Origin of the sequence: Pseudomonas sp. NPDC008258 (assembly GCF_042956345.1) — a bacterium.
Lineage (GTDB): Bacteria > Pseudomonadota > Gammaproteobacteria > Pseudomonadales > Pseudomonadaceae > Aquipseudomonas.
On record NZ_JBIBGE010000022.1, the window covers coordinates 47989 to 61144 of the forward strand.

Below are 13156 nucleotides of genomic sequence, written 5' to 3' on the forward strand. Positions count from 1 at the left end.
GCCAGCGGTAAAGCAATAGCCGTGCCGGAGATGGGGGTTTGGGTTGGCCGTGAGGGCCTCTTCGCGGGCACGCCCGCTCCCACAGAGACTGCGCAATGCTCAGGGCCTGCGCTGTACTTGTGGGAGCGGGCTTGCCCGCGAAGAGGCCGGCACAGGCGACCACAAGACTTCAATCCTCGGCCTGATCCTCGCCGCCCTGGCGACTCATGCCGTACTTGCGCATCTTCTCGACCAGAGTGGTACGGCGAATACGCAAACGTTCAGCTGCGCGCGCAACGATACCGTTGGCATCGTCCAACGCCTGCTGGATCAAGCCCTGCTCCAGGCTACCGAGGTAGTCCTTGAGGTCCAGGCCTTCGGGCGGCAGCATGGCATGATTGCTGAAGCTTGGCGCATGGCCGTTGATGGCCACGCGTTCTTCCAGATCGCTGCGCAGGCTGTCGACCATCTGCTCGTCTTCGTCATCGACGTAGCGGAATTTCTTCGGCAGCTCGGAAACGCCAATCACACCGTACGGGTGCATGATCGCCATGCGCTCGACCAGGTTGGCCAATTCGCGCACGTTGCCCGGCCAGCCGTGACGGCAAAGCGACATGATCGATGCCGAATTGAAACGTATCGAACCGCGCTTTTCGTGCTCCATGCGCGAGATCAGCTCGTTCATCAGCAGCGGGATGTCTTCCACCCGCTCACGCAGTGGCGCCATCTCGATGGGGAACACGTTCAGCCGGTAGTACAAATCTTCGCGGAAGGTGCCGTCCTCGATCATGGTTTCGAGGTTCTTGTGCGTCGCGGCAATGATACGCACGTCGATGCTTTGGGTCTTGTTGCTGCCCACGCGCTCGAAGGTGCGCTCCTGCAGCACGCGCAACAGCTTGACCTGCATCGGCAACGGCATGTCGCCGATTTCGTCGAGGAACAGGGTGCCGCCATTGGCCAGCTCGAATCGCCCGGCACGGCTGGTGATGGCCCCGGTAAAGGCGCCCTTCTCGTGGCCGAACAGCTCGCTTTCCAGCAGCTCGGCCGGGATGGCACCACAGTTGACCGGCACAAACGGCGCCTCGCGGCGCTTGGAGTGGTAGTGCAGGTTACGCGCCACCACTTCCTTGCCGGTACCCGATTCGCCCAGGATCAGCACGCTGGCGTCGGTATCGGCCACTTGCTGCATCATCTGCCGCACATGCTGAATGGCACGGCTGGTGCCGACCAGGCTGCGGAACAGGTTGGGTTCGCGCTGACGACCACGCTCGCGCGCCTGGTCGTACATCTCGCGGTAGACCTGGGCACGGTGCAGCGAATCCAGCAACTGGCTGTAGCTTGGCGGCATTTCCAGGTTGGAAAGCACTCGGCGGCGAAGGTCTTCCGGGAAGTCCGCAGAAGAAATTTCACCTAAAAGCATGACCGGAAGGAACTCATCCCAGGCAGCCACTGTCTTAAGCAGCCCAAGGAGATTGCCCGATGCGTTCACGGTACCAATAAGTACACACAACACTTCGCGACTGGAAGATAACGCCTCGACCACCTGCTGCCAGTCCTGGCTTGAGCAAGCGAGGTTTTCTTCGCCGAGAAAATTGAGCACCACCGCCAGGTCCCGGCGCCGTGCGCTGTCGTCGTCGATCAGCAGAATCTTGGTTTCACGCCACATGCAATAGCAACTTCCCTAGTCATATCGGCGCCCTGCGGGCGTGCTCGACATCATTCCGACTGAGTGGTCAGTGTTCGGACGTCTGAAATTCGAAAACAGCCACTAGTAAAGTCAAAAAACACCGGTCAGTCAAATTAATGGCGCACGGCTTTTTGCAACATCGGTGGTCAGGTGAACAAATGGTATACCTTTGCCGCGTTCTTCGCCTGACGGATTTTCGTCATTTCGTCGACCAAGGATTGACGCTCACCACTTGCAACCTCGATTAGCTGGCGGTATACGGCCAACAATTGCTCGAGGCTGGCACTGACATCCGCCTCATGGCCTTTGGCTTCGGACACCATGTCACCGATGCGCAAGCGGCATTCCAGGTCCAGCTCCCCCACCGCTTCCCAGTCGCGCTCGGCCAGCGCCGCCAGCAGCATGTCGCGGGTCTGTTCGATGCGGGCGATTACTTCGCTCATGTCATGCTCCTTTATCAGGAAGCCGACGATTGATCGCCGATTGCGTCCCAACCTTCCTTCACAGTGATCAGCAGGCGCGCGACCTCGTCGATGATGGCCGGGTCCGCGTTGACGTTGGCTTCGATAAGGCGGCGACTCATGTAGGTGTACAGACTGTCCAGTTCGGCCAGGCTATCGCCGTGGTTATCCAGATCAAGGCCTTCACGCAGACCACCAATGATGTCGATGGCCTTGCCGATCAAGATGCCTCGCTGCGCGATGTCATTGCGCGCAATGGCACCTTTAGCCTGCGCCATGCGATCAAGACCACCCTGCATGAGCATTTGCACCAGACGGTGCGGGCTGGCCTCGGACGTCTGCGCCGCGCCGTTGACTTTCTGGTACTGCCGAAGGGCCAACATCGGGTTCATGGATCTGCCTCATGCTGCGGTAAAAAATTGCTTGTACCCGCTGTATCGCCTGTACGTCAAAGAACTTTAGGGGAAAAGCCAAAAGCCCGGGGCGTCTCGTGGACGCCGCCGGGCTTTTGGCAGGCTCAGTTAATCAGGACTTCTTGGCTTGGGCGTTGATTGCCTCGAAGATCGAGGTGATCTGGTCGGCCTGGGCTTTCATCTTGCCCAGGGCGGTATCGAGGGCCACGTACTTCTTGGTCAGCGATTCGGTCAGAGACTCGGTGCGGCGATCCAGAGCTGCTTGTTGAGCAGTGAGATTCTTGGCCACATCACTGAGGTTGTTGTTTCGACTAGCCAGGCTGCCATCTGTCCCGTTATAGGGATCAATGGCCTTGTTCATTCGCTCGAATATACCGTTGGTACCCGTGAACAACTCCTGCACTTCTGTACCCAGCTTCTTGTCATCCAGCGCTGCAGTGAACTTGGTGCTGCTGAACTCGAGGGTGCCGTCTTTCTGAGTGTTGATACCAAGCTGACCCAGCGTCGTGAGCTGATCACCCGAACCAATTTCGGTAAACACTTTGCGAAGATCACCCAACAACGAGCGGGTAGTCGGATCGTTGGTCAAAGGCCCCAAAACCAGATTGTCGTCCTCATCACGACTGGTCGAGGTCAGCGAAGTGACGGTTTTCTGTAGCGTGTTGTAGGCGTCCACAAATGCCTGAACCGAGGTTTTCAGGCCATCATTGTTAGGCGCCACGGTAACCTTGGCAGTTGAGCTTTCGCTCAGCAACTCCAGGCTCATGCCGCTGATCGCGCCCTCAAGCTTGTTGGAAGCACTGGTAACCTTCAAGCCATCGATGGTCAGTTCCGCATCTTGGGCCGGCCCAGACATATAACCGGCGCCGTTGGCGTTTTCTGCCATTGACTTGCCGCCATCGATTTCCAGCTCAGGAACGCCGGACAGCACCAAGTCTGACCCTGCACCCGTGACAGAGGACGACAATACCAGGCGCGCGCCGCCCTCAGCATTGACGATGTTGGCACTGAGGCCACTGGCACCCAGCTCTTTGTTGATCTGGTCACGCACGCTCTGCAGCGTGGCACCTGACCCGATATCGAGAGTGTAGCTCTTGCCCCCGTCATCCGGATCACCTACCGCGATGGTCAAGACACCTTCACTAATCGCTTTGCTAGCGCCCTCAGCAAACTGCTGACTAGCCACCTTCGAGCCAGTCGCCAACTTGGAGACCTCGATATCATAGCTACCGGCCACTGCCGAATTGCTTGAAGTCACCTTTACAGCTTTATCATTGGAGGACGTCGCCGCATACGCATTGAAGGACGGCGCAGAAGCGTCATTGAGCTTCTTCATAGCACTTTGGAACGCTGTCAGCGCACTGCGCAGCGCACCAATACCCGAAACCATCGCACTATTATTGCTGGTCTGCCGCGTGATCTGCGCTTGCTTGGCAGCAGTGTCGGACTGAACCAGCGCCTTGACGATCTCGGAAATATTAAGACCAGACCCCAGGCCAGTAGAGGGAAGAATCGGGCTTGCCATGCTGTTTTCCTCTCATCATTGCGCGCCCTGCTCCTGCAAGGCTCACGCCACTTACAACATTGGTGTCCGTCGCCAATCAGGCCTTGGCGTCGAACAGAATACTATTGACATCGCTCAGGCTATGAGCAATCCGCAAAGCCTCCTCGGAGGGGATCTGGCGAATCAACTCACCACTGTCGCTGGCGATGACCCTTACCACAATCTTGCCGGACTCCTCGTCGGTGGAGAACTGCAGATTACGGCGACTTTCACTTAAAAATTTCTCGATTTCGGCAACGGCATTCTTTACATCGTCCACGCCCTGCACTTTGGCCGGGTCGCTTTGCGAAGTTTCGGCAGAAACCTCTGCCGTCCGACTAACCGACTTTTCAGCAACCTGTTCTTGTGACCGCGCCGCCTGATAAGACAGGCTCAATTTGAGGCTCATGTCCATCTCTGCCACCTCTCAACGAAAAAGCGGGGAAGCGCAACACATGCACTCCCCCGCTGAAGACTGCCAGACAGATTAGCCCAGCAGCTTCAGAACTGCCGATGGCAGCTGGTTGGCCTGAGCCAGAACCGAAGTCGAAGCTTGCTGCAGGGTCTGCTGCTTGGTCAGCTGGGCAGTTTCAGCGGCGAAGTCGGTGTCCTGCACGCGGCCACGGGCAGCTTCGGCGTTTTCGTTGATGTTCTGCAGGTTGTTGATGGTGCTGGTCAGACGGTTTTGGGCAGCACCCAGGTCAGCACGGGTGGTGTTGATGTTCTGCAAAGCATCGTCAATGCCAGTAATTACGTTCTGGAACAAAGCATCGTAGTCACTTGCAGCCATGGCAGAGCCAGTCATGGCAATGCTGGAGTTGGAACCCAGTGCAGACAGAACACCGGAAGACGACGTATCTACAGCCGCGCTCAATGTAATGTCGATCTGGTTACCAGAGCCACCGTTCGACCCGACCTGGAAGGTCATGGTCTTAGCATCACCATTCAAGAGCTTCTTACCGTTAAGCTCGGTGCTTCCTGCTACACGGTTAATTTCGTCGAGCATCGACTTGAACTCGCCGTTCAGCGCATCACGATCCTTAAAGCTGTTGGAGTCATTTCGAGCCTGGATAGCCAGCTCTCGCATACGCTGCAGCATGTTGGTTTGCTCTTGCATCGCACCTTCAGCAGTTTGGGCGATGGAGATACCGTCGTTAGCATTCTTGATCGCCATGGTCTGACCACGGATCTGCGAAGTCATGCGGGTAGCGATCTGCAGGCCGGCAGCGTCATCTTTGGCGCTGTTGATTTTCAGACCGGAGGACAGGCGAGTCATCGAAGTGGCCAGCGCATCGGAAGCCCGGTTCAGGTTTTTCTGAACGCCCAGGGAGGTGGTGTTGGTGTTTACAGTCAAAGCCATGACGAATTCCTCGTTGGATTGGGTACTACGGCTTCCGGCCTTGGCAATTCGCCGGAGGTGGCACAGAGAACCTTCGTAATAGTTATCGTCGTCAGGGCGTCTTGCTTTAGCGGATTTTCAAAAAATTTTACTGGCATCATGCCAGCCCAATGAAAACAAGGACTTGACGCCAATTTACAGGCGTCAGATTAATGCAGCATAGAAAGTAAAACGCCGTCAGGCAGTGACGGCGTTTTGCACGGCGACAAACGGTCAGTCGAGCCGTTCGATGATGGCCGAACCCCAGGACAAGCCAACGCCGAAGCCACTGAGCGCGACGCGCTTGCACTGAGAACCAAGCACATGTTTTTCCAACAGCAGCGGAATGCTCGACGACACGGTGTTGCCGGTCTCGACCATGTCTTTGACGAACCTCTGCTTGTGCTCACCTTCATCGAAACGCGCCGATACAGCATCGACGATCGCCGCGCTCCCCTGGTGCAGGCAGTACAGGTCGATGTCCTCAGCCTTGAGCGCGCTGGCATCGAGCAACTGCTGCAAATGTGCCGGCACCTTGACCAAAGCAAAGTTGTAGACTTGGCGCCCATTCATGAAGAATTTGCCATCAGTGGTACGCAGGTGCTCGGCACCGGCACCATCACTGCCGAACAGCGATTTACCCAATTGCCAGGCGGCCCCCTCGCCCATCCAGGTGGCGGTTGCTGCATCACCAAACAGCATGGTGGTGTTGCGATCTTCGGGATCGACAATCTTCGAATAGGGGTCAGCGGTAATCAGCAGGCCATTTTTCAGCCCCGCGGCCTCCATGAAACCCTTCATGGCATACAGACCATAGACATACCCGGAGCAACCCAGAGAAATGTCAAAAGCCGCAACAGCGGTCGACAGGCCCAACTTGTGCTGCACGATAGCGGCAGTATGCGGCAGGCCTTCAGCATCCCCGTTCTGGGTAACCACGATGACAGCGTCGATGGTTGTGGGGTCCAGGGCTGGATTGGCAGCGAACAGCTTCCTTGCGGCCTCCACACAAAGGTCGGAAGTTTCCTGGTTGTCTTCCTTGCGTGGCAAGAAGGTCGAACCGATCTTGCCAAAGATGAAGTCCTGATCTTTGCCGAATTTCGCGCCTTGGGCGTAGTTGTCCACCCCTTCGGTAGGCACGTAGCTGGCGATGCTTTTAATGCCAATCATATGGCTTCCCAATTCAATAACAGCGAAGTTCCCACTGCCTGCGCAACAGCAAGACGCCAGGCGATACGGTGGCCACCGATCCCTGAGCGTTTTCCAGGTGCGGCGCAGCGGCTCCCGGTTTCGACAATATACAGTGAAGATGCGCGTTCTGACTCCTGAGTCACGCTCTTTTTGTCGAATAGACCTCCGCTGCTTCGAGCGTCAGCTCATACCCCTTACCGCTCGAGCAGTACCTCGCCCAATGTTTGCACCACACGATGACGAGTGGCGTCGGGCATGCCGCACCATAACGGCAGCCGCAGCAGGCGCTCGGCACTGTAGTCGGTGACTTCCATTGCACCGTGCGTGCGGCCGTAACGCTTGCCGGCAGGCGACGAATGCAGCGGAACATAGTGAAACACTGCGTAGATTTCATATCGCTTGAGCTTGCTGAGCACGGCCTGCCGGTCGATGCCCGGGGCTAGCAGCACGTAATACATGTGGGCATTGTGCTGACAGTGCTCAGGCACGATGGGGCGGCGCAGCAACCCTTGTTGCTCCAGCCAGGCCAAGGCCGAATGGTAAGCTCGCCAGGTTGACAGGCGGTCGTCGGTAATCGCCTGCGCCTCTTCCAGTTGGGCACAGAGAAACGCCGCGATCAGCTCGCCCGGCAGAAATGAAGAACCCACCTCCTGCCAGGTGTACTTGTCCACCTCGCCACGGAAGAAACGGCTGCGGTCCGTGCCCTTTTCACGGATCACCTCAGCCCGCAGCACCTGCTCCGGCGTATTGACCAGCAAGGCACCGCCTTCGCCGGATATCACATTCTTGGTTTCGTGAAAGCTGTATGCACCGAGGTCGCCGATACTGCCAAGCGCCCTCCCCTTGTAAGTTGACATCACCCCTTGGGCCGCGTCCTCCACCACATGCAGGCCATGTTTACGGGCAATGGCCATGATGCTGTCCATTTCACAAGCCACCCCGGCGTAGTGCACAGGTACTATTGCCTTGGTACGTGGCGTGATCGCCGCTTCGATCAGCCGCTCGTCAAGGTTCAACGTGTCGGCCCGGATGTCGACGAACACCGGTACCGCCCCACGCAGCACGAACGCATTCGCCGTAGAGACGAAGGTGTAGGATGGCATGATGACTTCATCACCCGGCTGGATATCCAGCATCAGTGCCGTCATTTCCAAGGCAGCGGTGCAAGAGTGGGTCAGCAATGCCTTGCTACACCCCGTGTGCGCTTCCAGCCACTGGTGGCAACGCTTGGTAAATTGCCCATCGCCAGCGAGCATATTGCCGAACTTGGCCTCAGCAATGTAATACAGTTCCTTGCCGGTCATATGCGGACGGTTGAAGAAAATCTTGTCTGCGCTCATCTGAATTCATTCCATAAATGGCATGCCACATGAAAGGCTGCCTGCGTGGGTCGTGCAACGATCTCGCAGCCTGTCCCGACCTCTCATCATTGCTTTACCGCTAACTGCACCCTGCCCCAGAAACGTTCATCGCCAAGCAGGTTTTCAGCAGCCGTCATCCCGCCATTGAACAGGCAAGCCCTGCCCGACACCTCCAGGCCAGCAGCCGAACTCAAGTGGGCACCGCCGCCTGAAAGCTGCGTCAACGCGCGCGCCAGAGCGATACAGCCGCAACGAAAAACGACCGGCATGAGATTGTCGAGTGAGTCACCTGCAACCAGCGCAATGGCAACCTGTACCAAGGGCCGCCCTGCATCGACCTGTTCATCGACGAGATGGACCGTAACGCCACTGAACAACAGTTGCTGATGCAGCGCCGCCAACACGGGGGCACTGCCGATCAAACCAGCAAACGCAGGCAGCAACGAATAATGCAGGTTCACCAGGCGATCACGGTATTGGGCAACTACGGCCGGGCACAGAATTTTGTGGAACGTCGTAATTATCAAGTCGGGGCGCAACTGCTCCAACTGTGCGGTCAGTTCGTGCTGCGTCCCCCTCCCCAGGCTAACCACCCGGTTATACAAACCCACCCGCTCGGAAAATTCATTGGCCATGCAGTGCCTGTCTGTCAGCACCCCAACGATTTCCCCACCGTGCCAAGCACCTTCGCGAATCGCATGATGCAGAAATGACAGGTTGCCGCCGCCGCCTGAGCACAAAAAAACTAACCGCTTGTTCACATGACCCTGCACAGCGCCTCCCCTACATGGCTCGCTCATCATTCTGCCAACCAGGCTTGGCGCCATGCGTCCAACCGCGCGCCTTCGAGTAGCCACTGCGTTCGTACCGTGGCCTGCAATGTGTCACCCAACGACGCGGATGCCGCCGGATCGCTCAGGTGCAAACGAACCGCACGCAGCCATTCCTCGGGTTCATTGGCCACACGTGTAAGCGGTAGCGTCTCTCCCCCGACAAAGCCCCGTACACGGCTGCAAATCACGGGGTGACCGCAGGCGCCATGCTGAAGAACACGCATATCACCCGAGCAGGCATTGGCCAGGGTTTCCGCCATAGGCACCAACGCCAGATCAAGATTGAGCGCGGCAAGGGTTTCAGGGAAAAGGCCTGGCTTTACCGCGGGGTGCCACTCGGCCAGGTAAGGGCGTAGCTCTGCAGGGCAGTCCCCCATTACCACCCACTCCACCTCATCAGCCAGCTCAGCCACTACCGTGCCCAGCATGCTGGCATCTTCCCCCCCCAGCCAGCCCAACCGTGGTTTCACGCCCGCCTGGCGCTTGCTCCGAAGGGTTTTCCAAGATAAGGGCAGAGAGGCTTCCAGCACACGAACATCTTCGTGCCTGCCCTCAAGCAGTTCAGCCAGGGCCGGCGTAGCGACCAGCACCCGATCAGCCTGCATCACGCCCTGCTGCATTCGCGTCAGGACTTCTTCAGCGGTGAAGTTTCCCTGCAAGCCCATTTGCGGCAGATAACCGTCCACATCGTAGACTTTGAAAGCCTGCGAAAACGCACGAAGACGACGCATGGCCAGCAGGCTGGCGTTGTCCAGTGGTCGCTGCAAGACCACGCTGGTGGGTTCGAAACGCTCGAGCTCGACCACAGATGGCAGACGTGTGGTCAACGCGCCGTCCAGAACGCCGTGCTCACGCATGGCGAGGAAGGGCTGAATGAACCGTGACTGGGCCCGAGCGTGGTCCTGATCGAAACAGGCCAGCACGGTAGGCACATAACCTTGCAACGGGCGCCAACTCAGGGCATTACTTTCCAGCGTAAAGCTTCTGCCTGCCTGCAAAGTGAAATTGCGGTTATAACCCGGATCGCGGGCAAGCAAGGGCAGCCAACGCTCATACCACGCATCCTCCTGCTCGACAGTGGCGCGTCGCCGGCCATTGCTGTCGACCAGCATCCGCGCATGTGGAGTAAACACATTCAGGTAGCCGGCCTGATGCAACCTCAAACATAGATCTACATCGGCCCAGGGCTCGATAAGCGCGTCTGCATCAAAACCGCCCGCAGCCAAGAACAGTTCGCGCCGCAAGACCAGCAAATCTCCACTCAGTGCACACAGGTTCTGATCCAGCTCCGTACGCCGCCCGCAAGCCGCTTTGTGCGCTGGCAACCCTTCGAATGCAGGCCCCAGGCTAGCGCCCAACCCCAGCACAAGGCCTGCCTGGCGAACACTGCCATCACTTGCCAGCAACTTGCCTGCCACAGCGCCGACTTCGCGGCGCTGAGCCTGATCAATCAGCGGCTGCAACCACCCCTCATCGAGCACCGCACTCTGCGCACTCAGCCACACCAGGTACTCCCCGCTTGCCTCCTGCGCAGCTGCGTTGCACATCGCCGCCCTGGGCTGCCCGGGCATGAAGTGAAATACCTGCAACCGCTCAGCGCTCATCTGCCCGACGATTTCTAGCCACTGGCGTAGCAGCGGGTCATCATGACCAGGGTCGATCAAAATGATCTGAAGCGCAGCAGGCAGGTTTTGCGTCAGAAGTCGCTCCAGGCAACGTTGAAACTGAGACAACGTGCCCTCCAGATAGATCAGCACGGTCACTGAGGCGTGATGCACAGGCCCGTACTCAATTCGGTACCCCTGTCGCCCATACTCGAGCGTGAACACCTGGGCGTCGGGGTACCCTCTGGCCTGCAGGTGGCGCTGGATGGCGGACTGCTCATCTGTACATGGAGTCTGCTTGCCGGCCTGGGCAATCAACAGCACTTCGCTCACATGCCCGACACTGCCGAGCCCGTGGGCCGAAAGCAACCTGAGTTGAGCGTCAAGTTCAAAAGCACTACCTGCGCTGCGCTCGAAGCCATGCAGCAGCATTGCCGCACGCCGATACACCCAATGCCGGGACTGACTCGCAGGAGAGGCCAACAGCAGATCCAGGTTCAGATCAGGTCGCAGGGCGAGGTCCACTACACCATCAGGTCCGCGCACTGCTTCGTCGGCATAAATCGCAAGGCAGTCATCCGGTGCATCAGCGATAGCCTTCGCCAACATCAGCACTCCGCTGGCCACGAACGCCGCGCCCGCCTCGACCAGCAGGAACCATTCGGCAGGGCATGCGGCCAAACAGTCATTTAGGGCCAGTACCGGATGGAGCGGATCACAGGCAACCCATCGGACCGCGGCGAACTCCACCTTATCTCCACCCAGTACGAAAACCTGAAGACGCTCGTAGAGGGGCCGCCTCAAACTGTCCAGGGTAAGTGCCAAGGCATGTGGATCCCCACGATCAAGTACCAGCACGGCAATCGTTGGCGAAACCACGCTGTCCAGCCGTTGTTGAATCACATTCAACTGCTGAGGGCTTGGATAGCGCTCGCGCAACCAGTCCAGAACCCCTAGCCGGTTACCGACAGCTTCCCGGCAAGCCGCCGCCTGCGTCTTGGCGACAAACACATCCAACTGCTGCCAGAAACCCAGGGTTCGCTCCACGTATCGCGCAAGGGCACCATCAAGCGTTTCCCGAGCCCGAGCCAATGGCTGTTGCCCGTCGAGCATGGCAAACCCCACACAGCCAAAGAAGCAATTATCCAGAAACGCCTGATCGACACCAAAACCCGGAATGAAGAGCACAGGGCATCCGCACAGCGCAGCCAGCACGCAAGTCATCGACCACTCATAGGTGTAAAGCACTTCGGCGTGCCGCAACACGTCGGCCAATTCCGACAGAGACAGCGCATTCGCGATACTCAGCAATCGGACATCATTCGGCAGCAGTGAATAATCGATGCGATCGAGCGGGAACCTGTTCTGGTAAAGAAAACAACCGCTGCGCTCGCTGGCAGGCACGCCCGCCTGGAACAGTTCGATATCGATGGCAGGTACACACAACACATCGACTTCGTCTGGGACGGCATCTTTGGCCAACAAGGCAGCGTAATAGAACAGCAGATCGGTGGGCCTCGCTTCCATGCCCTTGCCGGAAAGGTACCCTTCATAATTGAGCAGATAACGTGACACGACTGCCAGGTTGAGCGGGTTTCCGCTGACAATCTCCGGATAGACCGCTATAGGTACCTTGCCCTCCGAGCGGTGGCGCTCGCGGACAGAATCATCGTACAAGGGGGTCTTGAGGTCCGAATTGCGCTTGTCAGCGCCAACGATATAGGCCTCCCTGCCACTAAGGTTGAGCACATGGCAAAGCAAGTGCATCGCGACGATACCTGAAGACGTCTCCCGGTACCCTGGGGCATAGATGTAGTAGGGGTGCTCCGGCTTGGCGAACATAAGCCGCAAACGCGCCAGCGCATGGTCATGTTGCCGGATGTCTGCCTGCGCGGGGTTAAGCATCTGAGTACTCCAGGTCTGGATCAGCAAGGAACAGTCTTCAATCAAGGGGCATCCGTCGCGCGCCGCCGCAGAAATGTCGAGGCATCGCCACCGGTGTTGAACAGCAGATCGATCACGCTCACTGCATGCTGAAATTCACCGTGCAACTGTGGGTACTCCGGGTAACCGGCATAGCTCATGAAGGACACATCAAGGCCGGCTGCGGCAAATGCCGACTCATCGAGATAGCAGCTGGCAGCCGGGCCAGAGAGGTACTCGGTAGCACCAACGGCCTTGCAAAGGTGGATCAGGCGTTCGTTCCGCCCCTCGGCCCGCCCCAGCTCTTCCGAGCGATACAGCGGCGTGTGAATACCCAGCAAAGGGCACAGCCCTTCAATGAACAACTGGTTGACGCGTGACAGGCTGGGAAGGTTGGCTGCCTGCTCGTACAAGCTGCGAATGCGCGTTTCCAGCTCAGCGAAGCATGGAGCCCGACGATAGCTCATGGCGATGGTCTTCCAGTGCTGTGCCGCCCAGTCGGGCTCGCTGATCTCCACTTCGTTGATCAACTGTTCGAAACGACCCTTGGCTTTTACCGGAATCGTCAGCCAATGCTCGCCCTGAGCGATCTTTATCTTATTACGGTTACGCCAGTCTCGACGGGTGTACTGCACATCGTCGTAAAACACGAAAACATCGACGCTTCGAATCAAGTCGAAATAGCCCTTCCATGGGATGTAGTTCGATTGCAATATCGCAACTTTCTTACCCATTCCAATCCCCAACTGCTCGGCAATAGCAAATCCTCAGCCCGTCAATATA

General features: G+C 57.9%; 11 protein-coding genes. All 11 read right to left on the reverse strand.

Annotated features, from left to right (window positions below; all coding sequences use genetic code 11):
- Positions 1-169: 169 nt before the first annotated feature.
- Positions 170-1645 carry a transcriptional regulator FleQ gene (fleQ, locus tag ACFY9W_RS18320; RefSeq protein ID WP_391132699.1) on the reverse strand — a complete coding sequence of 492 codons (1476 nt, stop codon included), beginning with the start codon at positions 1643-1645 and terminating at the stop codon, positions 170-172.
- 167 nt (positions 1646-1812) lie between these two features.
- Positions 1813-2109 carry a flagellar protein FliT gene (locus tag ACFY9W_RS18325; RefSeq protein WP_391132703.1) on the reverse strand — a complete coding sequence of 99 codons (297 nt, stop codon included), beginning with the start codon at positions 2107-2109 and terminating at the stop codon, positions 1813-1815.
- A gap of 14 nt (positions 2110-2123) precedes the next feature.
- Positions 2124-2519 (reverse strand): flagellar export chaperone FliS, encoded by a 396-nt coding sequence (fliS, locus tag ACFY9W_RS18330; protein WP_391132706.1) that lies wholly within the window; start codon positions 2517-2519, stop codon positions 2124-2126.
- 133 nt (positions 2520-2652) lie between these two features.
- Entirely contained in the window at positions 2653-4065 is a 1413-nt protein-coding gene (gene fliD / locus ACFY9W_RS18335) for a flagellar filament capping protein FliD (RefSeq protein ID WP_391132709.1), read from the reverse strand.
- A gap of 76 nt (positions 4066-4141) precedes the next feature.
- Positions 4142-4498, reverse strand: a complete 357-nt coding sequence (locus ACFY9W_RS18340) for a flagellar protein FlaG (protein ID WP_391132712.1) — start codon at positions 4496-4498, stop codon at positions 4142-4144.
- A gap of 72 nt (positions 4499-4570) precedes the next feature.
- Positions 4571-5443, reverse strand: a complete 873-nt coding sequence (locus ACFY9W_RS18345; RefSeq protein WP_060499580.1) for a flagellin domain-containing protein — start codon at positions 5441-5443, stop codon at positions 4571-4573.
- 252 nt (positions 5444-5695) lie between these two features.
- On the reverse strand, positions 5696-6631 hold the full coding sequence (locus tag ACFY9W_RS18350) for a ketoacyl-ACP synthase III (RefSeq protein ID WP_286110824.1): 936 nt from the start codon (positions 6629-6631) through the stop codon (positions 5696-5698).
- Positions 6632-6846: 215 nt separating this feature from the next.
- Positions 6847-7992 carry a dTDP-4-amino-4,6-dideoxygalactose transaminase gene (gene rffA, locus ACFY9W_RS18355; RefSeq protein ID WP_391132716.1) on the reverse strand — a complete coding sequence of 382 codons (1146 nt, stop codon included), beginning with the start codon at positions 7990-7992 and terminating at the stop codon, positions 6847-6849.
- A gap of 86 nt (positions 7993-8078) precedes the next feature.
- On the reverse strand, positions 8079-8840 hold the full coding sequence (locus tag ACFY9W_RS18360; RefSeq protein WP_391132718.1) for a formyltransferase family protein: 762 nt from the start codon (positions 8838-8840) through the stop codon (positions 8079-8081).
- Positions 8813-12382 (reverse strand): glycosyltransferase, encoded by a 3570-nt coding sequence (locus tag ACFY9W_RS18365; protein WP_391132721.1) that lies wholly within the window; start codon positions 12380-12382, stop codon positions 8813-8815. The genes ACFY9W_RS18360 and ACFY9W_RS18365 overlap by 28 nt, the downstream gene beginning before the upstream one ends.
- Before the next feature lie 14 nt (positions 12383-12396).
- Positions 12397-13107 carry a WbqC family protein gene (locus tag ACFY9W_RS18370; RefSeq protein WP_391132724.1) on the reverse strand — a complete coding sequence of 237 codons (711 nt, stop codon included), beginning with the start codon at positions 13105-13107 and terminating at the stop codon, positions 12397-12399.
- Positions 13108-13156 lie beyond the last annotated feature (49 nt).